31 protein-coding genes and 1 tRNA gene are annotated in these 25,968 nt (G+C 68.9%); 14 read left to right on the forward strand and 18 right to left on the reverse strand.

All coding sequences use genetic code 11. The features are described from left to right. The first annotated feature begins 9 nt into the window (after window positions 1-9). Entirely contained in the window at window positions 10-276 is a 267-nt protein-coding gene (locus M2317_RS10910) for a DUF3039 domain-containing protein (RefSeq protein WP_429460073.1), read from the forward strand. Here M2317_RS10910 and M2317_RS10915 read toward each other — a convergent pair. Then, on the reverse strand, window positions 273-1,598 hold the full coding sequence (locus tag M2317_RS10915; protein ID WP_429460075.1) for a nicotinate phosphoribosyltransferase: 1,326 nt from the start codon (window positions 1,596-1,598) through the stop codon (window positions 273-275). The two genes, M2317_RS10910 and M2317_RS10915, sit on opposite strands and share 4 nt — an antisense overlap. 104 nt (window positions 1,599-1,702) lie before the next feature. Between M2317_RS10915 and murI the strand changes: the two genes are divergently transcribed. The 4 genes from murI (at window position 1,703) to M2317_RS10935 (ending at window position 4,873) form a co-directional block, all read left to right on the forward strand. Continuing rightward, window positions 1,703-2,554 carry a glutamate racemase gene (murI, locus tag M2317_RS10920; protein WP_429460077.1) on the forward strand — a complete coding sequence of 284 codons (852 nt, stop codon included), beginning with the start codon at window positions 1,703-1,705 and terminating at the stop codon, window positions 2,552-2,554. After that, window positions 2,547-3,281: a ribonuclease PH gene (gene rph, locus M2317_RS10925; protein ID WP_429460079.1), complete on the forward strand. Its 735-nt coding sequence runs from the start codon at window positions 2,547-2,549 to the stop codon at window positions 3,279-3,281. The genes murI and rph overlap by 8 nt, the downstream gene beginning before the upstream one ends. Further along, complete coding sequence (gene rdgB, locus M2317_RS10930; protein WP_429460081.1) at window positions 3,281-3,871, forward strand: RdgB/HAM1 family non-canonical purine NTP pyrophosphatase; 591 nt, start codon at window positions 3,281-3,283, stop codon at window positions 3,869-3,871. The genes rph and rdgB overlap by 1 nt, the downstream gene beginning before the upstream one ends. Before the next feature lie 84 nt (window positions 3,872-3,955). After that, a complete protein-coding gene (locus M2317_RS10935; RefSeq protein ID WP_429460083.1) occupies window positions 3,956-4,873 on the forward strand; it encodes a cation diffusion facilitator family transporter in 918 nt (305 codons plus the stop codon). On the opposite strand, the gene M2317_RS10940 is transcribed toward M2317_RS10935, so the two are convergent. Then, a complete protein-coding gene (locus M2317_RS10940; protein ID WP_429460085.1) occupies window positions 4,874-7,309 on the reverse strand; it encodes an ATP-dependent DNA ligase in 2,436 nt (811 codons plus the stop codon). It abuts the gene before it with no gap. 60 nt (window positions 7,310-7,369) lie between these two features. On the opposite strand from M2317_RS10940, the gene M2317_RS10945 reads away from it, so the two are divergent. Further along, on the forward strand, window positions 7,370-8,179 hold the full coding sequence (locus M2317_RS10945; RefSeq protein WP_429460087.1) for a Ku protein: 810 nt from the start codon (window positions 7,370-7,372) through the stop codon (window positions 8,177-8,179). 17 nt (window positions 8,180-8,196) lie between these two features. Here M2317_RS10945 and M2317_RS10950 read toward each other — a convergent pair whose 3' ends face one another. The 3 genes from M2317_RS10950 to M2317_RS10960 all read right to left on the reverse strand — a co-directional run bounded on the left by M2317_RS10950 (window position 8,197) and on the right by M2317_RS10960 (window position 10,447). Then, window positions 8,197-8,970, reverse strand: coding sequence for a DedA family protein (locus M2317_RS10950; RefSeq protein WP_429460089.1), 774 nt, complete (start codon window positions 8,968-8,970; stop codon window positions 8,197-8,199). Between the two features lie 78 nt (window positions 8,971-9,048). After that, window positions 9,049-9,130: transfer RNA gene (locus tag M2317_RS10955), tRNA-Leu, on the reverse strand. Between the two features lie 81 nt (window positions 9,131-9,211). Next, complete coding sequence (locus M2317_RS10960) at window positions 9,212-10,447, reverse strand: ankyrin repeat domain-containing protein (protein ID WP_429460091.1); 1,236 nt, start codon at window positions 10,445-10,447, stop codon at window positions 9,212-9,214. 162 nt (window positions 10,448-10,609) lie between these two features. Between M2317_RS10960 and M2317_RS10965 the strand changes: the two genes are divergently transcribed. From M2317_RS10965 to M2317_RS10980, 4 genes are all read left to right on the forward strand, one after another. Beyond that, entirely contained in the window at window positions 10,610-11,752 is a 1,143-nt protein-coding gene (locus M2317_RS10965) for a CpaF family protein (RefSeq protein WP_429460093.1), read from the forward strand. After that, window positions 11,749-12,609: a type II secretion system F family protein gene (locus M2317_RS10970; protein WP_429460095.1), complete on the forward strand. Its 861-nt coding sequence runs from the start codon at window positions 11,749-11,751 to the stop codon at window positions 12,607-12,609. Before M2317_RS10965 ends, M2317_RS10970 begins: the two co-directional genes overlap by 4 nt. Beyond that, complete coding sequence (locus M2317_RS10975) at window positions 12,606-13,544, forward strand: type II secretion system F family protein (RefSeq protein WP_429460096.1); 939 nt, start codon at window positions 12,606-12,608, stop codon at window positions 13,542-13,544. The genes M2317_RS10970 and M2317_RS10975 overlap by 4 nt, the downstream gene beginning before the upstream one ends. Before the next feature lie 187 nt (window positions 13,545-13,731). Next, window positions 13,732-13,962 carry a hypothetical protein gene (locus M2317_RS10980; RefSeq protein WP_429460098.1) on the forward strand — a complete coding sequence of 77 codons (231 nt, stop codon included), beginning with the start codon at window positions 13,732-13,734 and terminating at the stop codon, window positions 13,960-13,962. Window positions 13,963-14,002: 40 nt separating this feature from the next. Here the strand turns inward: M2317_RS10980 and M2317_RS10985 are convergent, their stop codons facing one another. The 11 genes from M2317_RS10985 to M2317_RS11035 all read right to left on the reverse strand — a co-directional run bounded on the left by M2317_RS10985 (window position 14,003) and on the right by M2317_RS11035 (window position 21,033). Then, window positions 14,003-14,917: a hypothetical protein gene (locus tag M2317_RS10985; protein ID WP_429460099.1), complete on the reverse strand. Its 915-nt coding sequence runs from the start codon at window positions 14,915-14,917 to the stop codon at window positions 14,003-14,005. Beyond that, on the reverse strand, window positions 14,914-15,186 hold the full coding sequence (locus M2317_RS10990) for a hypothetical protein (protein ID WP_429460101.1): 273 nt from the start codon (window positions 15,184-15,186) through the stop codon (window positions 14,914-14,916). Before M2317_RS10990 ends, M2317_RS10985 begins: the two co-directional genes overlap by 4 nt. Before the next feature lie 173 nt (window positions 15,187-15,359). Continuing rightward, window positions 15,360-15,653, reverse strand: coding sequence for a hypothetical protein (locus M2317_RS10995; protein ID WP_429460103.1), 294 nt, complete (start codon window positions 15,651-15,653; stop codon window positions 15,360-15,362). After that, window positions 15,653-16,159, reverse strand: coding sequence for a hypothetical protein (locus M2317_RS11000; protein ID WP_429460104.1), 507 nt, complete (start codon window positions 16,157-16,159; stop codon window positions 15,653-15,655). Before M2317_RS11000 ends, M2317_RS10995 begins: the two co-directional genes overlap by 1 nt. Then, entirely contained in the window at window positions 16,156-16,506 is a 351-nt protein-coding gene (locus M2317_RS11005; RefSeq protein WP_429460106.1) for a hypothetical protein, read from the reverse strand. The genes M2317_RS11000 and M2317_RS11005 overlap by 4 nt, the downstream gene beginning before the upstream one ends. A gap of 223 nt (window positions 16,507-16,729) precedes the next feature. Then, a complete protein-coding gene (locus tag M2317_RS11010; RefSeq protein WP_429460108.1) occupies window positions 16,730-16,918 on the reverse strand; it encodes a hypothetical protein in 189 nt (62 codons plus the stop codon). After that, window positions 16,915-18,399: a hypothetical protein gene (locus M2317_RS11015; RefSeq protein ID WP_429460110.1), complete on the reverse strand. Its 1,485-nt coding sequence runs from the start codon at window positions 18,397-18,399 to the stop codon at window positions 16,915-16,917. The genes M2317_RS11010 and M2317_RS11015 overlap by 4 nt, the downstream gene beginning before the upstream one ends. Further along, on the reverse strand, window positions 18,396-18,647 hold the full coding sequence (locus tag M2317_RS11020; protein ID WP_429460112.1) for a hypothetical protein: 252 nt from the start codon (window positions 18,645-18,647) through the stop codon (window positions 18,396-18,398). Before M2317_RS11020 ends, M2317_RS11015 begins: the two co-directional genes overlap by 4 nt. Beyond that, window positions 18,644-18,916, reverse strand: coding sequence for a hypothetical protein (locus M2317_RS11025; RefSeq protein ID WP_429460114.1), 273 nt, complete (start codon window positions 18,914-18,916; stop codon window positions 18,644-18,646). Before M2317_RS11025 ends, M2317_RS11020 begins: the two co-directional genes overlap by 4 nt. Beyond that, complete coding sequence (locus M2317_RS11030) at window positions 18,913-19,125, reverse strand: hypothetical protein (RefSeq protein WP_429460115.1); 213 nt, start codon at window positions 19,123-19,125, stop codon at window positions 18,913-18,915. Before M2317_RS11030 ends, M2317_RS11025 begins: the two co-directional genes overlap by 4 nt. Before the next feature lie 468 nt (window positions 19,126-19,593). Further along, window positions 19,594-21,033, reverse strand: coding sequence for a recombinase family protein (locus tag M2317_RS11035; RefSeq protein WP_429460117.1), 1,440 nt, complete (start codon window positions 21,031-21,033; stop codon window positions 19,594-19,596). Window positions 21,034-21,154: 121 nt separating this feature from the next. On the opposite strand from M2317_RS11035, the gene M2317_RS11040 reads away from it, so the two are divergent. Genes M2317_RS11040 through M2317_RS11050 form a run of 3 tightly spaced genes read left to right on the forward strand, consistent with a single transcriptional unit; the run spans window position 21,155 to window position 22,402 of the window. Further along, a complete protein-coding gene (locus M2317_RS11040; protein ID WP_429460118.1) occupies window positions 21,155-21,550 on the forward strand; it encodes a TadE/TadG family type IV pilus assembly protein in 396 nt (131 codons plus the stop codon). Continuing rightward, complete coding sequence (locus M2317_RS11045) at window positions 21,522-21,977, forward strand: TadE family protein (protein WP_429460120.1); 456 nt, start codon at window positions 21,522-21,524, stop codon at window positions 21,975-21,977. The genes M2317_RS11040 and M2317_RS11045 overlap by 29 nt, the downstream gene beginning before the upstream one ends. Further along, a complete protein-coding gene (locus tag M2317_RS11050) occupies window positions 21,974-22,402 on the forward strand; it encodes a pilus assembly protein TadG-related protein (RefSeq protein WP_429460122.1) in 429 nt (142 codons plus the stop codon). The genes M2317_RS11045 and M2317_RS11050 overlap by 4 nt, the downstream gene beginning before the upstream one ends. A gap of 110 nt (window positions 22,403-22,512) precedes the next feature. Here the strand turns inward: M2317_RS11050 and M2317_RS11055 are convergent, their stop codons facing one another. Continuing rightward, window positions 22,513-23,766: an MFS transporter gene (locus M2317_RS11055; protein ID WP_429460123.1), complete on the reverse strand. Its 1,254-nt coding sequence runs from the start codon at window positions 23,764-23,766 to the stop codon at window positions 22,513-22,515. Between the two features lie 68 nt (window positions 23,767-23,834). On the opposite strand from M2317_RS11055, the gene prfB reads away from it, so the two are divergent. Further along, entirely contained in the window at window positions 23,835-24,944 is a 1,110-nt protein-coding gene (gene prfB / locus M2317_RS11060) for a peptide chain release factor 2 (RefSeq protein WP_429460125.1), read from the forward strand. Between the two features lie 60 nt (window positions 24,945-25,004). Here the strand turns inward: prfB and M2317_RS11065 are convergent, their stop codons facing one another. Next, window positions 25,005-25,838: a DUF2510 domain-containing protein gene (locus M2317_RS11065; RefSeq protein ID WP_429460127.1), complete on the reverse strand. Its 834-nt coding sequence runs from the start codon at window positions 25,836-25,838 to the stop codon at window positions 25,005-25,007. Between the last annotated feature and the right edge of the window lie 130 nt (window positions 25,839-25,968).

Raw genomic sequence — 25,968 nt, forward strand, 5'->3', positions numbered from 1 at the left:
AATCGGCCCATGAGTACTCCGTTGGACAGCCCCGATCAGGGCGGCGTGGCAACGCTTGATCGCGAACTCGAAGAGCTCCTGAAGCAGGAGAACATCGAGCCTGGCGACCACGAGCGCTTCAGCCACTACGTGAAGAAGGACAAGATCCTCGAATCGGCGATCACCGGCAAGCCGGTGCGCGCCCTGTGCGGCAAGAAGTGGACCCCGGGGCGCGACCCCGAGAAGTTCCCGGTGTGCCCCACGTGCAAAGAGATCTACGAATCGATGGTCTTCTAGACCGCGTCGATCAGAACGGTCGGAATCGCAGGATCCGACTTGCTGAGCGCGAGCGCCCTGACGGGCAGCTCCTCGCGCACACGCAGGTGATGCGCCCGCGCGGCTGCGGTTCCCTCGGCGCCCTCGAACGCGCTGTCGGTCTCGCCGTTGTCGACGAAGTGCACCTGCAGCGGCCGAGAACCAGGATGCTCGGACGGGGTGTCCAGTTCCTCGAACCCATCGGACACGACCACTGTCTCCGCGGTCGCGACCCCGTCTGCGAGTGTGCGGAACGCCGCCTTGCGGCCGCCCTGCGAGGCCTTGTCGGCGGATGCCTTCGCGACGCCGATCCACGCGCCTGAGGCATCCTGTCGTGCCACGAGCTTGTAGACCATGCTCGCGGTCGGATAGCCCGACCCCGTGACGACCGATGTTCCGACACCGTAGGCGTCAACGGGCGAAGCGGCCAGGGAGGCGATCGCGTACTCGTCCAGGTCGCTCGTCACGGTGATGCGCGTGCCGGTCGCGCCGAGCTCGTCGAGCTGCGCCCGCACCTCGGCCGCGACGATCGGCAGGTCACCGGAGTCGATGCGCACACCGCCGAGTCCGGTCCCGGCGACGCGGATGGCCGTGTCGACGCCGGTGCGGATGTCGTACGTGTCGACGAGCAGCGTCGTATCGGTTCCGAGGCTCGCGATCTGCGCGCGGAACGCGTCCTCCTCGGTCTCGTGCAGGAGCGTCCACGAGTGAGCAGCCGTGCCCATCGTCGGGATTCCCCACCGGCGTCCGGCCTCGAGGTTGCTGGTGGAGCCGAAGCCGGCGATGTACGCGGCCCGGGCGGCGGCGACCGCCGAGTGCTCGGCCGCGCGACGCGAGCCCATCTCCGCGAGCGGACGGTCGCCGGCTGCGATGCTCATCCGCGATGCGGCGGTCGCCACGGCGGAGTCATGGTTGAGGACGCTCAGCGCCAGCGTCTCCAGAACGACCGCGTCGGCGAAGCTGCCCTCGACCGTGAGGATCGGCGAACCCGGGAAGTACAGCTCGCCCTCGTGGTAACCGCTGATGGAACCCGTGAACCGATAGTTCTCCAGGTACGTCAACGACTCGGCATCCACGACGTGCGCGTCGCGCAGGAAGCGCAGCTCGTCCTCGCCGAAGCGGAACTCGCGCAGCAGTGACAGCAGGCGTCCGGTGCCGGCGACGACGCCGAAGCGCCGTCCTCCGGACAATCGACGGGAGAACAGTTCGAACACGCAGGGGCGTGCGGCCGTGCCGTCGCGCAGCGCGGCGCCGAGCATCGTGAGTTCGTAGCGGTCGGTCAGAAGCGCCGTCGACGAGGTCATGCGCTCAGCTTAGTGAGCGGACGCGCACGTCCGGCACGAGCACGGCGGTCCCTGAGCGTGCCGAAGGGCGTCCCTGCGCGTGCCGAAGGGTAGGCTGGTGAGTCATGAACGACGCGCCCATCGGAATCTTCGACTCGGGTGTCGGCGGGCTCACCGTGGCCAGGGCGATCCGCGCCCAGCTTCCCCGCGAATCGTTCGTCTACATCGGCGACACCGCGCATTCCCCGTACGGCCCGAAACCGATCGCCGACGTCCGCCGATACGGCCTCGAGGTGCTCGACACGCTCGTAGAACAGGGCGTCAAGATGCTCGTGATCGCATGCAACACGGCATCCTCGGCGATGCTGCGCGATGCCCGCGAACGCTACGACGTCCCGGTGGTCGAGGTGATCGGCCCGGCCGTGCGCCGCGCGGTCTCGACGACCCGCAACGGGCGCATCGGCGTGATCGGAACGGTCGGCACGATCGGGTCCCGCGCCTACCAGGACATGCTCGAGGTCAACGAGCGGCTGGAGGTCTTCACGGCCGCCTGCCCACGGTTCGTCGAGTTCGTCGAAGCGGGCATCACCGGTGCGCCAGAGGTGCTCGCCACTGCGGAGGACTACCTCGCGCCGCTGCGTGACGCCGGCGTCGACACCCTGGTGCTCGGCTGCACGCACTATCCCTTCCTGCGCGGTGCGATCGGCTACGTCATGGGGGAAGGCGTCTCGCTCGTCTCCAGCGATGACGAGACGGCCGCCGACGTGTACCGTCAGCTCGTCCGCGGCGATCTGCTCGCCCCCTCGGATGCCGTGGCCACCTACGTGTACGAGGCCACCGGAGACTCCGCCGATGACTTCACGGCGCTGGCCAACCGACTGATGGGTCGCGAGGTACGCGACGTCCAGCTCGTGCAGACCGGCGTCATCACACTTCCCGAAGCACAATCCCTCGAAACGAAGGAACCCCATGTCTGACATCGTCCGCTCCGACGGTCGCGCCACGAACCAGCTCCGCGAGATCACCATCGAACGCGGCTGGAGCGCCAACGCCGAGGGCTCGGCGCTCATCAGCTTCGGCGGGACGAAGGTGCTGTGCACGGCATCCTTCACGAACGGCGTCCCCCGGTGGCTCACCGGCAAGGGCAAGGGCTGGGTCACCGCCGAGTATGCGATGCTCCCGCGGGCGACGAACAGCCGCAACGACCGCGAGAGCGTGAAGGGCCGCATCGGCGGACGCACGCACGAGATCTCGCGTCTGATCGGACGAGCCCTGCGCGCCGTCGTCGACACCAAGGCGCTGGGCGAGAACACGATCGTCATCGACTGCGACGTTCTGCAGGCCGACGGCGGTACACGCACGGCGGCGATCACGGGCGCGTACGTCGCGCTGGCCGACGCGATCGAGTGGGGCCGGGAGAAGAAGTTCATCGGCAAGAACGCCAAGCCGCTGCTCGACTCGGTCTCGGCGGTGTCCGTCGGGATCATCGACGGCGAGCCCATGCTCGACCTCGCCTACGTCGAGGACGTCCGCGCCGAGACCGACATGAACATCGTCGTGACCGGTCGTGGTCTGTTCGTCGAGGTGCAGGGAACGGCGGAGGGCGCTCCGTTCGACAAGCGCGAACTGGACGCTCTGCTCGAACTCGGCGTCGCCGGGTGCGAGGACCTGAAGACGCTGCAGCTCACGTCTCTGGCGGACTGATGCGCGTCGTCCTCGCCACCCACAACCCGCACAAGGTCTCGGAGTTCGCACAGATCGTCGCGCGCACCAGGCCCGATCTCGAGATCGTCGGATACGACGGCCCTGAGCCGGTCGAGGACGGCGTCACCTTCGCCGAGAATGCGCTCATCAAGGCAAGGGCGGCGGCCGAGCACACGGGACTCGCAGCGCTTGCAGACGACTCCGGCATCTGCGTCGACGTGCTCGGCGGGTCGCCCGGGGTGTTCTCCGCGTACTGGGCCGGCCAGAAGAAGGATGCCCAGGCCAACCTGGACCTGCTCCTGGACCAGCTCGCCGACATCGCCGACCACCACCGCACGGCGCAGTTCGTCTCGACGATCGCACTGGTGACGCCGGGAGGCGACGAGCACGTCGTCGCGGGCCGGTGGCCGGGGAGACTGGCGCACGCGGCATCCGGTTCCGGAGGGTTCGGGTACGACCCGATCTTCGTGCCGGACGGCCAGGAGGGCGAACAGCGGTCGGTCGGTGAGTTCAGCGCCGAGGAGAAGCAGTCGCAATCGCACCGCGCTCGCGCGTTCGACGCGCTGATCCCGTTGCTCAAGACGCTCTGACAGCGCGCCGCTACTGAGAATCGTCACCATTCCCGACTACGGGAAATCGCCGCTGGTGGTCTGTTCCGCTCGTACGCTTGAGCCATGCACGATCACGCCCACCCCCCGGGGATTCGAGGAGCAGGGAGCCGCCGGCTCCTGACGATCTCGCTGTGCCTGACGGCGACGATCATGCTCGTGCAGGTCGTCGGAGCGGTGCTCACCGGGTCGCTCGCGCTGCTCGCCGACGCCGCGCACATGTTCACGGACGCCTCCGCGCTCGTGATCGCCCTCATCGCCAGTGCTGTCGCCGCGCGCCCCGCCGACGATCGGCGCACCTTCGGATATCAGCGCGCCGAGGTATTCGGAGCGCTGGTCAACGCGATCATCCTCATCGTCCTGGCCGTCACCGTCGGGATCGAGGGAATCTCGCGACTGCTCGATCCCGGTGAGGCCGGGGTGGCCGGCGGCCTGATGCTCGTGGTCGCGGTGGTCGGGCTCGTCGCGAACGGCATCTCGATGTGGCTGCTCAGCGCCGCTCAGCGCACGAACATCAACGTTCGAGGCGCCTACCTCGAAGTCCTCGGCGATCTCATCGGGTCCGCCGCCGTCATCGTCGCGGCCGTGGTGATCATCGCGACGGGGTGGATGCCGGCGGACGCCATCGCGTCGCTGTTCATCGCGGCCATGATCATCCCGCGTGCCGTCACGCTGCTGCGCGAGGTCTTCTCCGTGCTCGCCGAGTCCGCGCCGAAGGGCATGACGGTGGCTGACATCCGTGCGCATCTGCAGGCCTTCGACGGCGTCACGGGCGTGCACGACGTGCACGTCTGGCAGCTGACCCGCGGCGCCCCGGTGTTCACCGCGCACATCAGCGTCGCTCCGGAGATCGTCGCGCAGGGGGGCTCGGGTGCCCTGCTCGCCGAACTGCAGGGCTGCCTCGCCGAGCACTTCGACGTCGAGCACTCGACGTTCCAGATCGAGCCCGACGACGCCGCGCAGTGCGAACAGGCGCACGCCTGATCAGGATTCGACGACGATCTCGTCGACGCGCTTGTCGGGTCGGAGTCCCCGCCATCGCGCGTGGCGGAGGATCCCGTCCGGCGTCCAGTTCGCGAACTCGACCTCGCCGACGAGTTCCGGACGCACCCATTCGGCATCCGAGGCGTCCGGCGGTGGAACGCCGTAGACCCGGGCCTTCGGGATGCGCAGGGGATCCAGCCGTGACATCAGGTCGCGCAGGATGCGGTCGGTGAAGCCGGTGCCGACACGGCCGATGTAGCGCAGCCGTCCGTCCTCCGGAATCGCGAGCAGGAGGGACCCGATGCCGCCTGATCGGTTGCCCTTGCCCGGGCGGATGCCGGTGATCACGACCTCCTGCGTCCTGGTGTGCTTGATCTTCAGCCACGCCCCGGATCGGGTCCCTGGGCGATAGATCGAGTCGGCGTCCTTGACCACGACGCCCTCCAGGCCGAGTTCCTCGCTGGTCTCCAATGCGGCGTCGATGTCATCGAAGACCGGCGGCACGATCACGGGACCGTCGGCGCTCTCGGCGAGCGTCTCGAGCAGTCGCCGTCGGTCGCGCAGCGGCGTCCTGGTGAGGTCGTGGCCCGCCAACCGGATCAGGTCGAAGAGCTGGTAGACGATCGGGGTCCGTACCACCTCGCGTTCGATCTCGCGCGGCTTGGTCAGGTGCATCCGATTCTGCAGGCGGCTGAAGCTCGGGCGGCCTGAGGCGTCCAGAGCGATGATCTCGCCGTCGATCACGGCATCCGAGACGGCAAGGTGCGGAGCGCCGTCTGCGGTCAGCTCGGGGTAGCGGGCGGTGATGTCCGTGCCGCTGCGGGCATACAGCCGCAGACGTCCCTCCTGCCACACGCCCATCGCCCGGATGCCGTCCCACTTGATCTCGGCCCAGGCATGGCCGAGGGCGCGCGCGAGCCCTGCGGTTCCCGTCTCCGCGAGCATCGGCTCGGGCGGGGACGATGCCCCGGAGTCCGGGGACGAGGCCGGTGCGTGGTCGGGATCCGCGTGCGAGGTCGGCTGCGATCGCGTCACGATCGGATGCCGAGCACCCGCCGCCTCGGCATCCTTCATCCGGTGCAGCAGCCAGGAGGACTTCTCCCCGTTGCCCTCCGTGCGGATCAGTGCCAGCCGTGCACGCCCGAGCGGACCCTGCCCGCTGAAGGTCGCGATGACCTCCTCGTCGCGCCACTTCTCGATCTCGACGGTACCGGTGTCCCAGATCGTCATGCTTCCGGCGCCGTATTCCCCTTTGGGAATATCCCCCTGGAACTCGAGATACTCCAGCGGATGGGGCTCGGTCATGACGGCGAGATGGTTTCGCTCGCCGAGCTCGGGGATGCCCTTGGGCACCGCCCAGCTGACGAGGACGCCGTCGCGTTCGATGCGCAGATCGAAGTGCAGCCGACGTGCGTGATGCTCCTGGATGACGAAGCGCGGCGGGGCGCCTGGAGGCGACGGCTCGACGGCATGCAGCTCCGGCATCGGCTCCGGAGTGCGGCCCGCTGTGCGCTTGGACAGGTAAGGCGCAAGGTGCTCCGCGGATGCCGTCCGCGCGAAGTCCGACATCGGATCGATGCCGGCGTCGATCCGCTCGAGCACCTCGTCGAACTCGAGGTGGCGGAGGCCGGGGGCCTCGAGTTCGTCCCATGTGCGGGGAGCGGCGACGGTCGGGTGGGAGCGTCCGCGCAGCGAGTAGGGCGAGATCGTCGTCTTGGATGCGTTGTTCTGGCTCCAGTCGAGGAAGACCTTGCCGCCGCGCGCAGCCTTCGCCATCACACTCGTGGCGATGTCCGGGTGATCGGCTTCGATCGCGCGAGCGAGTTCCTTCGCCAGACCGGACGCCTGATCGCTGGTCTGCGAGCCGTCCAGGTGCGCGTAGAGATGGATGCCCTTGCTGCCGCTCGTCACCGGCACGGGGTCCAGACCGATGTCGCGCAGGATGGCGCGGGCGAGACCGGCGACATGCGCGCAGGCGGCGAGATCCGCACCGGGCCCCGGATCGAGATCGATCACGAGGCGATCCGGGTTGCCGCGGTCGCCGTCCGGCGTGAAGCGCCACTGCGGGACGTGCAACTCGATCGCGGCGATCTGGGCGAACCAGACGAGGGACGGGAGGTCATCGATCAGCGGATAGTCCTTCGGACCGTCCGAGTGCTCGATCGGCCTCCGGACGACCCAGCTCGGCGTGCCCTGCTCGAGCTGCTTGGTGAAGAAGGCATCAGCAGGGGCATCCGCCGGGCCGACGCCCTCCACCCACCGCTTGCGGGTGACGGGACGGCCGGACAGCAGCGGAAGCATCCGCGCGGCGACGGCCGAGTAGTAGGCGATGACCTCGCCCTTCGTCGTGCCCGTCGCGGGGTACATCACCTTGTCGAGGTTCGTCAGCCGCACACGCCGACCGTCGACCTCGACGATCTGCGCGTTACTGGGCATGCCGAAATCGTAGCCGCAAGCCTCTGGCCCCGGACCGGTCTTGCAGTGTTCACTGGTGTCATGAGGTCGATCTGGAAAGGCGCCCTGACGTTCGGGCTCGTGAACGTCCCGGTGAAGGTGTACTCCGCCACCGAGGATCACGACGTCCCGCTGCATCAGGTCCACGATGAGGACGGCGGACGCATCCGCTACAAGCGGACCTGCGAGGTGTGCGGCGAGGTCGTGCCGTATCAGAACATCGACAGGGCGTACGAAGACGACGGCCAGCGGGTGGTGCTGACGAAGGACGACCTCGACGCGCTGCCCGCAGAGCGCAGCCGCGAGATCGACGTCGTCGAGTTCGTGCCGACCGAGCAGGTGGATCTGCTCACCCTCGACAAGGCGTACTACCTGGAACCGGATTCGAAATCCCCGAAGGCGTACGTGCTGCTGCGCAAGACCCTGGAACAGACCGATCGCACGGCGATCGTGCGGTTCACGCTGCGCCAGAAGACGCGGCTCGCAGCGCTGCGCGTGCGCGGAGACGTGCTGGTGCTGCAGACGCTGCTGTGGGCGGACGAGGTGCGGGAGGCGTCGTTCGACTCCCTGGACGAGGACGTGAAGATCTCGAAGAAGGAGCTCGAACTCTCGGCGAGCCTCGTCGACAGCTATTCGAGCGACTTCGACCCGGAGTCGTTCGTCGACGAGTACCAGAAGGAGCTCCGCACGCTCATCGATGCCAAGATCGAGGCCGGCGACACCTTCGACGTCTCGGAGACGTTCGGCGACGAGGGTGAAGCGGACACGAAGGGCGGCGAGGTCATCGACCTCATGGAGGCGCTGCGCGCCAGCGTCGAGAAGTCGCGGTCGAAGAAGCGCGACGCCGGCTGACCTTCACCTGGGCGCGGTCAGTGCTTGCCGTCGCCGTCCAGATCGGGCGAGCGGTCGAAGACGTCGGGGTCGAGCGTGAGCTCGGCGGCCTCCGCGGCGTCGACCTCTGGGTCGCCGCCGGCCGCAAGTTCCTTGCGGACCTTGCGGCGCTCTGAGAAGTAGTGCCACAGCGTGATGATCGCCGTGCCGCCGACCGCCGCCAGCAGGATCAGATCGATGTAGTCCTCGACGAAGCGGGCGACGGGCGGGATGAACCCGATGGCGTAGCCGAACATCGTCAGACCGAAGCCCCACAGCACGGCGCCGATGAGGTTGTAGAGGGTGTATTTGCCCTTGTGCATGTGCCCGACGCCCGCCGCCACCGGGGCGAAGGTGCGCACGATCGGCACGAAGCGCGCCAGGATGATCGTGAGTCCGCCGTACCGCTCGAAGAACGCATTGGTGCGTTCGACGTTCTTCCGGCTGAACAGTCCTGATTCCTTGCGCTCGAAGACGGCCGGACCGCCCTTGTGACCGATCAGGTACCCGACTTCACCGCCGACGAAGGCCGCGAGACCGATGAGCAGTGCGACCCACCACACGCTGATGCCGAAGACGCCGTTGGGGGCGTACGACTGCGGGTGGGAGAGCAGACCCGAGATCACGAGCAGGGTGTCGCCCGGCAGCAGGAAACCGATGAGGAGTCCGGTCTCGGCGAAGATGATGAAGCACACGACGAGCAGCGCCCAGGGCCCTGCGGCCCCGATGATCATGGCGGGGTCGAGCCAGGGGATGAGTGCGATGTGATGCATGGTGTCCCGTCGTGCGTCGCGGTCGGCGGTTGAGCATGCGAGACGCCACGGCCCGACGGACCGCGACCTCGTCGCTCGTGCGGAAGGTGGGACTTGAACCCACACGCCCGAAGGCACAGGAACCTAAATCCTGCGTGTCTGCCAGTTTCACCACTCCCGCGCTGCGCGATGTCAGTCTAGCCGGGGCTTCGGACGTCTCGCGGGTCGGGGAACCGCCGGATCCGCTTCCGGTTTTCCGGAATCATCCGCCGAGGATCCGGGCGATCTCGTCGAAGCCGCGTTCGCGCGCATGATCGAGCGCGCTGCGCCCGTTCGCATCCCGGATGCCGGGGTCGGCGCCCGCTGCCAGCAGCAGTCGGACGATCTCCTGCTGACCCGCTTCGCCGTCTCCGAAGGCGACGGCCTCGAGCAGGGCGGTCCACCCGTTCAGGTTGACCCGGTTCACATCGATGTCGAGCTGGACGGCTCGGCGGACGTACTCGACGTGGCCGCGTTCGGATGCGGGGTGCAGCGGGGTTCCACCACGGCGGTTCGCGATCGTCAGATCCGGCCCGCCGGGCAGCAGCGCCTCCAGCATCGTGACGCTGCCCATGACGCCCGTCATGACCCACGGCGTGTCCCGACGGTCGTCGAACGCGTCCGGATCGGCGCCCAGGGCGACGAGCAGCTGAGCGACCGCGACGTGATCGTTCAGCACCGCGTGCATGAGCGGCGTGCGCTCGTGCTCGGCATCCCTCACCTCGAGATCGGCCCCGGCGCGGATCGCGACGGCCGCGGCATCCGCGTCTCCGGAGACGGATGCCGCGAGCAGCGCGGCATCCGGGTCGGCAGGAGCAGGGGAGGACAACGCGGTGTCCAGCGTCTGCGCCACCACAGCGTAGCCGCGCTGCTCGGCCATCTGCCGAGGCGTGATCCCTTCGCCGGCCGAGGGGCGATTGAGCTGGGCGCCGCCGGCGACCAGGGCGCGCACGGTCGTGGCGTACTCGGGAGTGTCGTCGCCCAGCCAGATCGCCTCGTGGATCGCCTGATACCCGATCCGGTTCACGTGATCCCGATCGATACCAGCCTGCAGGAGTGCGCCGACGACGTAGCCGTGGCCGCGCTCCGCGGCGCGGATCAGGCCGGTGCCGTTCCAGCTGTCCTTGGCATCGACATCCGCCTCATTCGCCAGCGTGAGACGGAGCAGGTCGAGATAGCCCTCGCTGGTGGCGATGAGATAGGCGGACTGCAGGGTCTCATCCTGCGCGTCGACGTCCGCTCCCTTCGCGATCAGCTCGGAGGCGCGGGGGACGTCGTCGGCCCAGGCCGCGTCGATGAGCGACGCGTCCACGTCGCTCAGCTCAGGTGTGCTCTCGGGCATCGTGGTCTCCTCATCGGGTGCCGGCCCGGGCGTCGGCGCCGGAGAAGTGCACGCCACGAGCGCGAGCGTGACCGCCACCGCCGTCACGAGGACGAACAGGGGGGATGCGCGGCGCATGACGGACCTCCGAAGAATGGGTGGTGATCCGATTCTCGATCCCGCGAGACGCATCCGCATCGTCCAGCGGGTCGCCATCGACCAGCCGATCGGATGATGCGGGCGAAGACGGGCTGTGGATAACTTCCGAGGCGCTCGGCCGATTCTTGCGAGGATGCACGCGTGAGCCTTCCCGCATCCGTCGTCGCAGACCGCGTGCGTCGGCGCCTGCGTGCAGATCGCACCGATCCATCGATCGATCCCGTCGAGGCCAGGCGCGTCGCGCAGGCCGAGGTGCGCCGCCACAACGACCTGGCGTTGTCGCGCGGAGAGGCGATGGTGGACGACGAGGTCGCCCTGGTCCGGGAGGTGCTCGCGTCGGTACACGGGTACGGGCCTCTCCAGCCGCTGCTGGAGGATCCGGAGATCGAGGAGATCTGGATCAACGGTACCGAACAGGTGCACATCGCCCGCGGTGGCGTCACCGATCGCATCCGTCTGCGCCTGACGGATGCGGTGATCCGCGATCTCGTGGAGCGGATGTTGCAGTCCACGGGACGACGGGTCGACATCAGCCAGCCGTTCGTCGACGCGTCGCTTCCTGACGGCTCGCGCCTGCATGTCGCGATCGCCGATGTCGTCCGCGGCGGTTGGGCGGTCAACATCCGCAAGTTCCTGCCGCGTTACCGGACCCTCGAGGCACTGGTCGGTCAGGGCGCCATGCCGGTGGACGTGGCCGAGATGCTGAGCCGCGCCATGCGCGAGGGGCAGAGCGTGCTCGTATCCGGCGCGACGCACGCGGGAAAGACGACCCTGCTGGGGGCTCTGCTGGCCGCGTGCGCGGACACGCAGCGCATCATCACCGCCGAGGAGACGTTCGAGCTCGCCGTCGAGGGGCCGGACCTCGTCGCCCTCCAGGGGCGGCAGGCGAGCCTCGAGGGCACGGGCGAGATCACGCTCCGCCGCCTCGTGAAGGAGGCGCTTCGCATGCGTCCGGACCGGCTGGTGATCGGCGAGGTCCGTGACGCGGAGGCGCTCGACCTGGTCCTCGCGCTCAACACCGGCGTGCCGGGCGCGGCGACGATCCACGCGAACTCCGCGGCGGAGGCGCTCGAGAAGCTCTCGATCCTGCCGCTGCTCGCCGGCCGCAACATCGATCGCTCCTTCATCGCGCCCGCCATCGCGTCCTCCGTGTCGCTGGTGGTGCACTGCGCACGGGATGCCGCGGGCCGCCGTCACGTGGCCGAGGTGCTCGCGCCGACGGGTGAGCTCGTCGAAGGCCGCATCATCACGCGGACGCTGCATCGAGCGGAGGCGCGCGCATGACACTGCTGATGGGGGCGATCCTCGCTGCCGGCCTGCTGCTGTGCGCATCGCCGTGGCTCTGGCCGCCCCGCGAACGCGTGGTCGAACCGAAGGCTCGCACCGATGCGCTCACGATTCTCCTCGAGGAAGCAGGGCTCGGCGGTGTCCGCTCGCGGACCCTCGTGATCGTGATGGTCGCGGTGGCGGCGGTCGCTGCATCCCTCGTGTGGCTGCTGACGGGACTCGCGGCGCTCGCTGCTCTGGCGGCGGGCGCGGCCGCCGCAGCGCCCGTGACCTACCTGCGCGGACGGCGGTTGCGATTGCGCAAAGCGCGCCGCCAACTGTGGCCGGATGTCTGCGACCTGCTCATCGCCGCGATCCGGGTGGGGCTGTCGCTGCCGGATGCCGTGGCCGGCCTCGCCGAATCGGCGCCGCACGCGGTACGCCCGGCCTTCGCAGTGTTCGCCAGGGATCTGCGGGCGACCGGACGCTTCGAGACCAGTCTCGACCGGTTGAAGGCGACCCTCGCGGATCCCATCGCCGACCGCATCATCGAGACCCTGCGGATGGCGCGCCAGGTCGGCGGCACCGATCTGACCGGTGTGCTGCGGGCGCTGTCCTCCTCCGTGCGGGCGGATGCCGCGCTGCGTGGCGAGGTCGAGGCCAGACAGTCCTGGATCCACGGCGCCGCCGTGCTCGGCGCTGTCGCTCCGTGGGTCATCCTCGGCCTGCTGGTGATGCGCCCGGAGGGTGCGGAGGCCTACGGCACGCCGGAGGGCGTGCTGGTGATCGTCGCGGGCGCTGCGGTCTCAGTGGTGGCGTTCCGGATCATGATCCGCGTCGGACGCCTGCCAGAGCCGAAGCGGTGGTTCGGGTGACGGCGGTCACCGATCTCGCGATCGCCGTGCTGCTCGGCGGGCTGTTCGCCGCCGGAGCGCTCTTCGTCCTGGGCGCGTTCCCGCGCTGGCGTGCGGCGTTGCTGAGCGTCCGGATCGCGCCGTACGTGCGCGACGTCGTCCCCGACGCTCTGCTGCCGCGGGGCATCCTGCCGACCGCTGGCGCCCTGTCGGCGACGGGGCGCACCGGATGGGAGCGACTGCGCGGCCTCTTCGAGCGGCTCGTCGGCGGGGGAGAAGCACTGCGGACGCGGCTTTCGCAGGCAGGCAGTCCTCTCGAACCGAGCGCCTTCCGCGGTCGGCAACTGGCCTGGGGGCTCATCGGGCTGGCCGCAGGAGCGCTCGTCGTCATCGTGCTGGCCGTCGCCGGGCGGATGACCGCACCGACCATGGTGCTGCCGGTGCTCACCGGTGTCGGCTGCGCTGTCGGGTGGGACATGCTGCTCACCGCCCGCGCCCGCGCGCGGCTGTCCCGCCTCGAGGAGGAGCTGCCGACGACGCTCGAGTTCCTCGCCCTGTGCCTGTCGGCCGGGGAGAGCCTCCTGGACGCGATCCGCCGTGTCGCAGACGTCGGCTCAGGGGAACTCACCGCGGAGCTGCGTCGCGTCGTGCTGGATGTGAACACCGGATCCCCGCTCGCCGATGCCCTGGGAGAGATGGCGTCGCGTCTGCAGCTGCCGGGGCTGTCCCGCGCGGTGGATCAGCTCGTCGCCGCACTCGAGCACGGGGCGCCCCTCGCCGCCGTTCTGCACGCCCAGGCCACGGATGCGCGTGAGGACGCGAAGCGCGGGCTCATCGAGCAGGCCGGCCGGAAGGAGATCTACATGCTTCTCCCGCTGGTGTTCCTGATCCTTCCTCTTTCCGTCCTGTTCGCCATCTTCCCCGGCCTCTTCATCCTCCGGCTCGGTCTCGGCTGAGCGCGCACACCCCCACGAAAGGAACCGAAATGAACAGACTTCGACAGTGGCGCATCCGCCTGGCCGATCGCACCAGGGAGCTCGTCGAGGACGAGACCGGGGACGTTCCCGGCTGGGTGCTCGTGACACTGATGACGGCTGGTCTACCGGTCGTAAGACGATTAGACCGGCGAGGGGGTTTGACCGCATGAAATCAGGGGAGACAGACGATCAGGTTCGCGGCATCCCGACCCCGGAAACCTCAGATTCGGGGCTGTTGATCTCGGACGAAGCGCTCAGCCCGAGGTGCCCGTCCTGCGGGGTGCTGCTCGGCGAGGTGACGGACGGGTGGCGGTGCGCCGGATGCGGGCACCTCGTGCCGGTCGAGCAGGTCGAGAAGCCCGACGACGGCGGGGTGCCCGGCATCCGGGGCTACTAGCCTCGACGGCGCAAGTTCCTCGGGCCTGCGCCGCAAGTTCTCAGCCGCCGATCCCAGCGCGGTGTTCGAGACGCGCGACACGCTCGGCAAGTTCTTCCAGCGTCGGAGTCCGCGGCCGGGCCGGGGTGAGCGCAGCAAGCGCCTCCACCGCCCAGCCTTCGATGTCGAACCAGCCCCACGGCTCGTCGGAGGCGGGCTTGCCGGACCGCGACCACGGGGTGAGCCGGGGGAGACGGGGCGGGCGGTCACCGCGTGCGGTGGCCTGCTCGTTCGCGCGGGCGACGTCCTCGGTGATCCCGGCAGTGATGACCGCGCTGTAGCGGACGATCTGATCCCGGTCGCCGGGGAGCTGCGCGCAGGACGGGCAGAGCATCATGCTCGCTCGGCGGGTGAACGGCTTCGCGGTGCCGCGGTACACGTCGAGGGTGGGCGCGTCGGCACCGTTCACACCGCACACGGAGCAGCCGCCGGGGGCCGGGGCGGCGACACGAGTCGTAGGCGGGTTCTCGGCCAGGTGGTCGGCCTCCGCTTCGGCCTTGGCGAGCGCGGTCGTCAGCTTCTCCACCACACGGTCGGGGAGCCATCCCCACGGGGATGTGTCCTGGGTGCGTCGGCGTTCCCCGTCGAGGCGGAGCCGGTACGGGCCAGCGTCACCGCCAGCAGCAGCGAGAGCCGCGTGCACATGCCACGAACCGCTGGCGTACAGGTCGGGGTCGTCGGTGGTCCAGCGGCGGTCCTTCGGCTTCACGATGCCGACGGCGCGGATCACGGCGAGGACCGCCACAGGGTCGAGGTGCAGGCGTGAGGCCAGGTGCTCGGCGTGGTCGATGTCCTCCACGCAGGTCGGGCAGAGCGTGAGCGTGGTCGGGCGCTCGCCGCCGGTCGTCGCGGACGGGAACGTCTCGGTCGGGTCGGCGACGGCGCGGCCACAGTCGCGGCAATCGACGGTGCTCACGCGGGGTGCTCCTCGGCGAAGGCGGCGTTGGCCGCGGCGAGGCGTTCCGGGTTCGACGCGATGGCCGCGGCACGGGCCGTCGCCCGCCGCTCCGGGCACAGAAACGCCGACTCGTGCTCTGCGTCTGTCCAGCAGTAGTCGCCGGGTGCCGCGTCGTGCACCGGGCAGGGGGTGGCCAGCGTCTCGTCGGAGGTCAGCCAGTCGTGGACGGTGCGGGCGTCGTAGTCGTGAGTGACGCCGGTCGCGTCGTCGTGGTTCAGGTTGCTCATGAGGGTGTTCTCCTAACGGGGGTTACTTCGTTCGATGAGGCGTCCGAAGCCCTGCCGCTCGAACGGTTCGAGGATTTCGATTGACGCGAGGCCGCGGTGCACGAGGGATCGGGCGAGCTTCGAGGTGTCCACCGGCTCCGGTTCCACCGGTGGGGTCTTGCGTCGCTGCTTGCTCACCGGGCGATCACCTGGCCTCGCTGCTCGCGCCACCGTTGGAACTGAGCCTTGTGCGCGTCGGGGGAGTCCGCGATCAGCGCCGCGAGCACAGGGCGCAGGCGGGCAACCTGGGACGCCAGCGGTTCACCGACGTAACGGCCATCCCGGATGCTGCCGTTGGTCTCGAGTCTCATGACGCTGGCCAGGGCGGCGTCGCGGCGGCGCGCGAACGCCTCCCGCTCCGCCTGCTCCTGCCATCCGACCGCGACCAGCCTGCCCAGCCACACCGGCTCATCCCACCGCCGACGCATCACGCCACCGCCTTCGCGCCGGTCCGAGGCAACCGGCCCAGGTTGCCCATGATCTCGACCAGGTCGGCCCGGTCGCTGGCGTTCAGCCGGGCCACCTGATCCCAAGACGGCCCGTAGTAGTCGCCCTGCACGCCCGTCAGCCGGTTCTGGGTGACCGCACCCCAGGTGAGGTGTGCGGTGGCCTGGCGGAGCAGGATCGCCGTGCGCACCTGGGATACCGGGTCCGGGTCGTCGGTCAACAGCAGGATCTCGTCGATGATGCCGGTCAGGGCGGGCAGGTCGTCCGTGACGATCTCGCCCGGCACGATCATGTGCCCGTCACACCAGGCGTCGATCAGGGTGGCCTGGTCCTGCGTGAGGGTCGCCGTCGTGGAGGTGAGCGCGGCCAGCAGCTTCTCCGGGTCCACGACGCGCGCCACAACCTCGGCGGACAGGGTCGGGAGGATCGCTGCCCGCTGGTCGGGCGTCATCCGGGCGAGCAGGTTCGCAAGGTGCTGTTCGTTCATTTCGGGTTCTCCATCTGGGTGAGGCGTTCTTCGATCACGACGATCAGTTCGTCCATGCCGGGGGCCGCTTCCCCGGAGCGGCCGATACCGGCACGGTCGAGGAGGGAGTCCGCGGCCCGCATCTGCTCGGACATGTTCGGGGAGTGGACCATGACGCGGACGAGGGTCGCGATGGCCGGGTCAACGACTTCCATCAGCCGGAGGCCAGCGCGGCGTTGCACCTGGGCTGCTGCTCCGCCGTGGTGGCGGCAGATGGTGGCTCCGGGGACGACCGGGTTGCCGCAGCGCTCGCCGGTGGATTTCGCTTTCGCGGTGCACTGGCGGGCAGGGTTGCTGGGCCGGGTCACTGGTTCTCCAACGTGTCCATGAGGTCGGGGGTGTGCTTGAGGTTCGCGCTCGCCGCAGGGTTGATTCGCTGGGGGCCGTTTTCCCGCGTTGAGGGGCGTTCTGGGCCTCCTGGTCGTGCGGGGCTGGGTTCGTCGCGGAGATCGCCGTCTGGCCGTGCTGGGGATGGATTCCTCCCGTGGGTCGATTCCATGACCGTCGCGGCGGCGAACAAGGACCGGCGAGTCATGCGGCGTCCTCCGTGATCCATCCCGCGGTCCGCCCAACACCGACCGCGAACGCCTGCACCTCGCGGTAGCCGAGCGGCCCGTACTTCTCCAAGTACTCGGTGATCGCGGCGGCAATCTCCATCGTGTCGACCAGGGCGTTCGGGTAGTGGTCGCAGAGCGGCCAACGGTCGCAGGGAGTGTTCACGGGGCCACCGCCTTAGTCCAGGAGTCCCGCGCATTGTCGATGTGGTGGTCCGGGTCGAAGGATGCCGGGGGAGGGGAGACGAGGGGTGATGAGGGGAGATTCGCGTCACCCCTTGGGATTGCTGGGCTAGACAGGCGAGACGGGGTATCTACCCTCAACCGGATGTGCCGACCCGTCGTGCCTCCGCCGACCGCATCACGCACCTCAATGACCAGCTCCGCGACCAGACCATCGACGGCGGCGTCGAACACTTCGGCCGGTCGAAGGGATACGGCGATCTGATTCTTGATGGTCGATGCGCTCTGCCACTCGGTGGACGCCTTGCCGCAGATCTTGGCTTTCGCCTTCTCCACCTGGTCATCCGCGACGCGATCCTTGACGAGTGCGCGGGTCTGCTCCCGGACGACCGCCGACTGCACCGCAGCATCCGCCAGCGCATCCCGAATCTCACGCCGAGTGTCGTTCGACACCGCCATGATGACGCGGGCCAGTTCCCAGTCGTCTTCACGGACCTCGGTGCTCCGATCGAGCAGCGCCAGCGCCGTCGCAACCTTGAGGCGGGCGTACATTGCGTGCGCATCGAGCGGGTTCCCGTGGCCACGGAGGTGCTGTAGCCGGTCCGCGTCCACGTCGGCGCGAGCAGCAGTGCACACCTGCATCACACGGTGGCCCTGCCGGTCGATCATGAACCGGGAGGGGATCGGAGGTGCCCAGTCCAGCGGTGCCGGTTCCTTCGGGGGGACATTCGGCGCGGCTGGATCTTCACCAGGGAGCCAGAGGAACCGCTGCGGCGTACCTCCGGCGCTGTCGTCCAGGAGAGTGAACGCACGCTCAGGCTGGATGCCGACAATCAGCGCGGCCCTGTACGTGTGCGCGGGCACCAGCAGTCGGCGGGTCGGATCGATGTTCTGGAATCCCAGAGCCTCACCGGACCACACCTGCCGGAGCACCGGCATCAGCGTCGAACCGACGCGCCTGCCGAGCGCGGTGAGGGTGTCAACCTCGGCGACGTCGAACAGGACTCGAGTCTGGTGCTGGATGACCTCACCTTCGGAGCGGTGCACGTACGCCGCAGGAATGCCCTCGCCGGAGCCGACCGGGATGGTGTCGAAGATGTCCTCCGAGGGGAGCAGGGCTGTTGCTGCGCTGGTCGACGTTCCCTTGCCGCGTCCCGATGTCCCGACGATGCCGATGAACAAGTTCGCGGAGCCGTACCCGCCGACGAGTGGGGGCAGGCGGATCTCCGGCGGCGTGGAGGCGATCACGCGGCAGAGGACGATGCCGAGTGTGGACCAGGGTGCGACACGTCGGGCGAGGGAGAAGTCACGGATGGTGGCGAGGTCAGGGCGTGCATCCCAGAACTCCGGGACGCTAAGGGTAGACAAACCGTCTACCCTGTCTAGCCCAGTGTTTTCAAGGGAAGACGGGCTAGACGGATTGTCTAGGCTGTCTACCCTCCGGGTCTCCTGCGCCGGGGTCATGCGTTCGCCGCCTTCGTGATCGCTTCAACCCACGCGACCGCCGTGTGCGCGTCATCCGCGGTCACCTGAATCAGCGAGAAGCAGCAGCCGACCTCGGAGGCCAAGTCCACCGGCGTGCGCCGGTCCACCCGAAGCTGCACGAAGTACCCGGCCGGGATGCCTTCGAGTGCTGCGCGGATGCGGCGGCGGGCGTCGGTAGCCGTCTCGCCTTGAGTGAGGTCGATCTGGATGCAGGCGTTGACGATCATCGGGTTCCTCCGACCGGCGGTACCCTGGTGCCATCGGTTCCTGGCAGGCCCGATTCGGTGAGGGCGTCCCCGGCCATCTGGCCGGGGACTTCACCGTTCCCGGCCTCCTGCCGGTCGAACTCGGCGATCACCAGTTCCGCGGCGTCGATGGACTCCGCCACCAGCGTGCCCATCACCGTGTCGCCCTCGGGGATGCGCAGCTTCGTGAGGTGGTCGCGGAGGGCGTGCGCCCGGTCCGCGAGGTCGGCGGTGATGACCGGCCCGTTCATGCGTCGGCTCCTCGCAGGAGCGCGGCCAGCCGGTCGGCCTGCTCCGAGGTCAACGGCGGAGCCTTCTCTAGTTCGAGGGTGATGCGCTTCGCGATGTTCGCCTCGGCCAGGTTGCGGCGGGCGGCGGTGAGTACTTCGGGTGATGCGTTGAAACGGGTCGCGACGCCGAGTTGGGCGCGGGCGGATTGGGGAGTGCTGATCGGTGCCATTGGCTGGCTTTCTGCGTAGACGGGACGCGTTGTGGGCGCGACTCGGCTTCCCCGGACTCTTGGGGGCCAATGGCGGGATTCGACCGCTCTTTGCTTTAACCCCAAGCATATCTATTCGGGCCTATTTTGACCAGCTCATCAGGGGTTTATAGGTGTCAGCCAGATACCCTCGGGTGAGAGGATGGCCCCATGACCACCTGCACCGAATGCGAACAGCGACGCCGCGACGCCGCCGAAGTCATCCGCGCCGCCGAGCAGGTGCAACTCCGCCTCCAACGCGCCGCACACACAACGAAGCCCCGGCACCAAGCCGGGGCTTCACAGGCCAGAACCAGCCTCTAGTCGTCCTCGTCGCCCGCCGCCGCCAACGTCTGCCGGTACGCGGCCAGCCGGTCATTCGCCGCATCCACCACAGCGATCAACGCCAGCGCCTCGGGTGTCATCTCCATGCCTCCCACAGTCCCCGACTCACCTGGGGAGCCAGTCCACCGTGAACCGGTCCAACTCGGGGATCACCTGCCCCTCGGCATCACGAGGCCGCTTGCCCCGCCTGGCCGACCGGCCCACCGTGATCTGCAACCCGAGGTCGTCCATCACACGACGCTGTTGCAGCACCGGCAGCTTGTCCCACTTCGCCGGGACAGACTTCGACAGGGCCAGGTCCGTCAGCGGGGACTGCCTGCGCATCGCCGACAACCGCGCTGAGATCGAGTCGATCCTGCGGGTCAGGTCCGTGGCCTGCTCCCTGGCCCGCCTGCGGTCGAGGATGCCGTCCGCGAGCAGGTCGGTGATGTTCTCCCTGCGTCGGCGTAGCTGGCCGATCTCCTTCTCCAACGGCTCGGTGTCCGGCGTCTGACGCAGCCCGCGCACGATCTCCTTGTCCTGCAAGCGGGCCTTGATCAGGCCGTTCACGAACGGGTCGATCTCGTCGGCGCGGACCGCGACGCACCAGTTGTCGAAGCACGCGTACGCCTGCTCGGCGACACGCCCGTCTGGGGTGTTCCGGTATTCGGGGCGGGCGGTCAACGTGCCACCGCACACACCACACAGGGCGACACCGGACAGGATGTGCTTCACCGAGCGGGACCAGCCGTGCGGCTTCCTGCGGCCTTCACGCGTCGCGAGGTAGTCGTCCCAGGTGCGGCGGTCGATGATCGCCTCCCACTGCGGTTCCACGTCGTAGATGACGCCCTTGGACTGCACGATCCCGGCGTAACGCGGGTTGCGGAGAAGCTGCGTGACGCGAGCCATCGACCAGGTGGTGCCCTCGCCGTTGCCGGTGCCGAGGGTGCGGATGCCGCGGCTGTTCCAGTCCTGCGCGATGGCGTAGTAGGTCTCCCCGGCGATGTAGCGGCGGTAGCCTTCCCGGACGATCTCGGCCTCCTCCGGGATGACAAGAACTTCCCCGTCGACACGCTGGTAGCCGAACGGGCGGCGGGAGAACTGCCAGTGCCCGCGTTCGGCGCGTTGCACGTTCGCGGCCTTCTGCCGGACGGCTTTCTGCTCGCCCTCGTACTGCGACCAGGCGGCGATGGTGCGCGCGACGGCGCGACCGGCAGGTGTGGCGAGGTCGAGGGTGCCCGCGGTGACGAAGTGGACCGGGGTGGCCAGGTCGATCACCTTCTCCAAGTCGCTGGTGAGGCGCAGGAGGCGGTCCTGATGCCAGGCAATGATCGTTTCGGGGCGGTCGCGGAGCATCTGTTCGAACTGGGGGCGGATCTTCCCGCTGGTCGCGGAGATGTCGTTGTCGGTGTAGATCTTCGTGACGCGGAGGCCGAGCTGTTTCGCGAGGGCGACGGTGTCTTTCTTCTGCCGTTGCACGCCGAGGTTCTGGCCGGTGCGGTCCTGGCTGATGCGGAGATAGACCGCGCAGGTCTCGGGGCCGAGGAAGTCGAGGTCGGTTGCCATACCCCCGACTCTACCTATCCTTCGTATGACCGGGCTGGTCGTCCTGATCTGGGCCGTGGCGGGCCCCGCCCTGACGTCGCTCTTCGAACAGGCGATCGCGAGCGTCTCGGGGATCTGAGTCGTGCTCCGGCGAATCGTGGGCGACGAAGACGGGTCGAGTCCTGTCGAGTTCGTGCTCGTCGGCTCGATCCTCACGGTGCTCACGCTCGCCGTGCTGCAGCTCGGGCTGGCGATATACGTCCGCAACGTCGTGCACGACGCCGCTGCGGAGGGCGCCCACTACGCGGCGCTCGCCGACACCGGTCTGGAGGACGGCGCCGCCCGCACAGCCGACGTGATCACCACGGCCATCGGCGGCGACTACGCCGGCGACATCACGGTGAGCGCGGGCGAGCAAGCGGGCCACGATGTCGTCACCGTCCGAGTCCGCACGGCGCTGCCCGTGCTGGGACTCATCGGCATCCCGTTCGGATTGGAGGTGGAAGCGGATGCCCCGCTGGAATCGCTGGGCGGGTGAGGAGGACGGATCGGCCGCGCTCGAATTCATCGTCGTCGGTGTGATCCTGCTCGTTCCGCTCGTCTACCTGTTGCTCGCGCTCGGTGCCGTGCAGGAGCATACCCTGGGCGCCGAGGCAGCCGCGCGCCACACCGCGCGCGCCATGGGCCAGGCTCCGGATGCCCCATCGGCCACCGCGCGCGGAGACGCCATCATCGCCGAGGCCGTGGAGGAATACGGCATGGATCCGGGCTCCGTGCAGGTCGCGATCGCGTGCACTCCGGCATCCGCGACATGCCCGGCACCCGGCGCGACCGTGATCGTCACCGTCACGACACGGGTCTCTTTGCCCTTCGTGCCCCCGATCCTCGGACTCGACCAGGCCACCGCGATCCCGGTCGAGGCATCGGCGGCGCAGAAGATCTCCCGGGTGTGGGGCGGGGGATGATGGCCGAGCGCACGCGGACCATGGCGGATGACGAGGGGAGCATCCTCCCGCTCATGCTCGGGTACGCCGTGCTCGCGATCACGGTAATCGTCGCCTGCGTATGCGCGACGGACCTGTACATCGCCCAGAAGCGACTCGATTCGCTGGCGGATGCCGCGGCACTGGCCGGATCCGACGGCTTCACGCTCGTGGTCGACGGCGAGTCCGCGCGTGCCGAGCTCACGCCGGCGGGCGTGCGAGAACAGGCCGAGGCCGTCGTGGCCGCGGTGCCGGGGGTCGCGACGCTCGTGTCCGCAGACGCCCCGGACGGCGTGACCGCACGCGTCACAGTGGCGGCAACCTGGCATCCGCCGCTGTTCTCGCCTTTCGTCCCGGACGGTGTGGCGCTCGAGGCATCGGCGACCAGCCGCACGGCGTTGCAGTGACGGTCAGTCCGGTCGGCGCTGCAGTGACGGTCAGTCCGGTCGGCGCTGCAGTGACGGTCAGCCGGTCGGCGCTGCAGTGACGGTCAGTCCGGTCGGCGTTGCAGTGACGGTCAGTCCGGTCGGCGCGGGCTGAACTTCGGAATCCACCGCACGAAGCCCAGCGCGCCGACGAGACCCACGATTCCGATGAGACCAGTCGCGACGGACAGCGAAGCGATCGCCGTCACGCCCGACACGAGGAGCGGGGCGACGGCGCCCCCGGCATCCGTCAGCGTCCGCCAGGAACCGAGGAAGGCGGCGGGCTCCGTGCGCGGCGCCACGTCGGCGCCCAGCGTGAGCAGGATGCCGCTGGACAGGCCGTTGCCGACGCCGAGGACGGCTGCGAGCATGCCGAACCAGAGCACCGCGGCGTCGCCGTCGTGGGTGAACGAGAGCACCAGGAAGCCCGAGCCCATCAGCACCATGGCCGGCATCGCCGCCCAGAGCCTGCCGAACCGGTCCATCACCTGACCGCTCGCATAGAACAGGGCGAAATCGATGGCCCCTGAGACGCCGACGACGAGCGCGATCGTCTGGGCATCCAGACCCAGCGAGACGCCCCACAGCGGCAGGATGACCTGGCGGGCGGAGCGGACAGCGGACAGGGATGCCGCGGCCAGCCCGAGTCGGCCGAGCACGCCGCGGTGATGCCACATGGTGCGGAAGACCCCCGGTCGCTCGATCGTCGGGATGGAGCCGGACACGGCTTCGCCGGTGTCCTCCGTGAGCGTGCCGTTCGCGGAGCTCGGGGGAATCGTCTTCTCCGGATCGGGGCCGAACAGGACGAGCGCGACCATCGCGACCAGACACGCCAGGAAGAACCAGATCGCCGCGGTCTCGTCGAACACCTGCAGGAGCGCCGCAGTGACGAACGGGCCGATGAAGACGCCGAGGCGGAAGCTCCCGCCCAGCAGCGACAGAGCGCGGGCGCGGAAGGCGATCGGCACTCGGGTCGTCATGAACGCGTGCCTGGCGAGCCCGAAGGCGGCCGCGCAGAAACCGAGGAGGAACACCGCAGCGGCGAAGGCGCCGATCACGGGCGCGACGATCATGCCTCCGACGGCGAGCATCGAGATCAGGCCGGCGATCACCATCGTGTAGCGCTCGCCGATGCGTGCGACGGCCCAGCCGGCGGGGAGATTCCCGCACAGCTGCCCGACGACGAGCGCGGAAGCGACCAGGGCGGCCGAGGCGACGTCGGCGCCCATGTTCGCGGCGATCACGGGGATCAGGGGGAGGACGGCACCCTCGCCGAGCGAGAACAGGATCGTCGGCAGGTACACCATCGGCCCGAACTGCTTGAGGACCGTGGATGCGCTGCTCATCGTCGGCCACTCTACTCGCGGCGCCCCGACCTCTCACCGCGTCCCGAAGCAGGATAGGCTGGGGTGTCATGCTCGAACTCGATCTCTCCGCCGAAATCCAGGCGCTCAGGCAAACCTTCGGCGACATCAGCGAGGTCGTCGATGTCTCCCGTCTCCGCGATGACATCGCGCGACTCAGTGAAGAGGCCGGCGCGCCCGATCTCTGGGACGACACCGAGCGCGCCCAGAAGGTGACCAGCGCGCTCAGCCATCGACAGTCCGAGCTCGCTCGCATCACCGGCATCGCGCAGCGGCTCGACGATCTCGAGGTGCTCATCGACCTGGCCAACGAGATGGGCGACGAGGAATCCGCGCTCGAAGCACGCAGCGAACTGTCGGCGCTCACCGAGCTCATCAACCAGCTCGAGGTGCAGACGCTGCTGGACGGCGAGTACGACGAGCGCAGCGCGATCATCACGATCCGTTCCGGTGCCGGTGGCGACGACGCCACCGACTTCGCCGAGATGCTGATGCGCATGTACCTGCGCTGGGCGGAGCGGCACAAGTACCCGGTCAAGGTCATGGACACGTCGTACGCCGAGGGCGCAGGCATCAAGTCCGCGACGTTCGAGATCGACGCGCCCTATGCCTTCGGCACCGTGTCGGTCGAGGCCGGCACGCACCGGCTCGCCCGCATCAGCCCGTTCGGCTCAGCCGACAAGCGTCAGACGTCGTTCGCCGCCGTCGAGGTCATTCCGCTGATGGAAGAGGCCACTGAGGTCGACATCCCCGAGAACGACATCCGCGTCGACGTGTTCCGTTCATCCGGTCCCGGTGGTCAGTCGGTCAACACGACCGACTCGGCCGTGCGACTCACGCACCTTCCGACCGGCATCGTCGTGTCGATGCAGAACGAGAAGTCGCAGATCCAGAACCGCGCCGCCGCCATGCGCGTTCTGCAGACCCGCCTGCTGCTGCTGCAGAAGGAACAGGAGGCGGCGAAGAAGAAGGAGCTCGCGGGCAACATCACCGCGAGCTGGGGCGACCAGATGCGCTCGTACTTCCTCTACGGCCAGCAGCTGGTCAAGGACCTGCGCACCGGACATGAGTCGGGCAACCCGGCTGCGGTCTTCGACGGAGACCTGGACGGGTTCATCTCGGCCGGCATCCGCTGGCGCAAGCGTCGCGACGACGACTGAACCGTGCACATGAAGGCGGCCCCGGTGATCCACCGGGGCCGCCTTCATGCTGTCAGTGCGTCACTGGACGGTCGCGCACGTCACGGTGCTCTCCCCGAGCAGGGTGGCGAAAGCCTGGGCGGCCTCCACGTCCGTGAAGTCTCCGTCGGCTTCCACGATGGCCCGCAGCGTCGCGTCATCGGTATCGGACGCCACGAAGGCCTCCGCGAGGCAGGTGAGCTGAGCATCCGTGAAGGTGTCCTCGACACCGGTGGCGACGAGGTACGCCTCGATGCCGTCTTCGAGCTCATCGACGGTCGGCCGTGCACCGGATTCGGCGGCATCGTCTGACGCATCGTCGGAGTCGTCGGCCTCGTCCTGCGGCGACGACGAGACCGTCGTGTCCGAGATCTCCTCGATCGCCTGCACGCCGACGGCGACGATGCTGACCACCAGCACGACCGTGCCGATGATCCCGCCGACGACGGCGAGGATGAGGCCCGTGATGGCCGGCCACTTCGCGCCCTTCATGAACAGCGCCACGATCGACAGGATCAGACCGATCGGAAGCAGGATGAGCCCGACGATCACCGTCGGCGGGATGCAGGCGAGGAGGAAGCCGAGTGCCGCGACGCCGAGGGCGATCCACGCCAGAATGTGCGGCTTCGGCTTCACGCCGGAACCGACAGGTCCGGCAGCCGCGTACGGCGCTGCGCCGCCCGGTGCGGGCGTACCGGCGGCCGGGTTCGAAGCGTAGGGCGGGACGCCGGAGTCCGGCGCCGCCGTCTCGGGGGCGAACTGGTCCGTCCACTGCGTGCCGTCCCACCAGCGCTGGCGGCCCGATCCGTCGTCATACCAACCGGCAGGCGTGCTCATGATGTCCTCGAGTTCTCGCGCCGTTGCTGTGCGCGGCACGGGCGCAGGACGACCCCTCCGGTGTCCCCCTTCATCTAATCAGTCCTGTGCGACATCCGCGGGGTGCAGTCCCGCGCGGCGCAGAGGAGTGTCGCTCGCGGGCAGCGCCGTGCCCGCGCTTAGGCTCGTA

The organism is Microbacterium sp. ZKA21 (assembly GCF_050434165.1).
GTDB lineage: Bacteria > Actinomycetota > Actinomycetes > Actinomycetales > Microbacteriaceae > Microbacterium.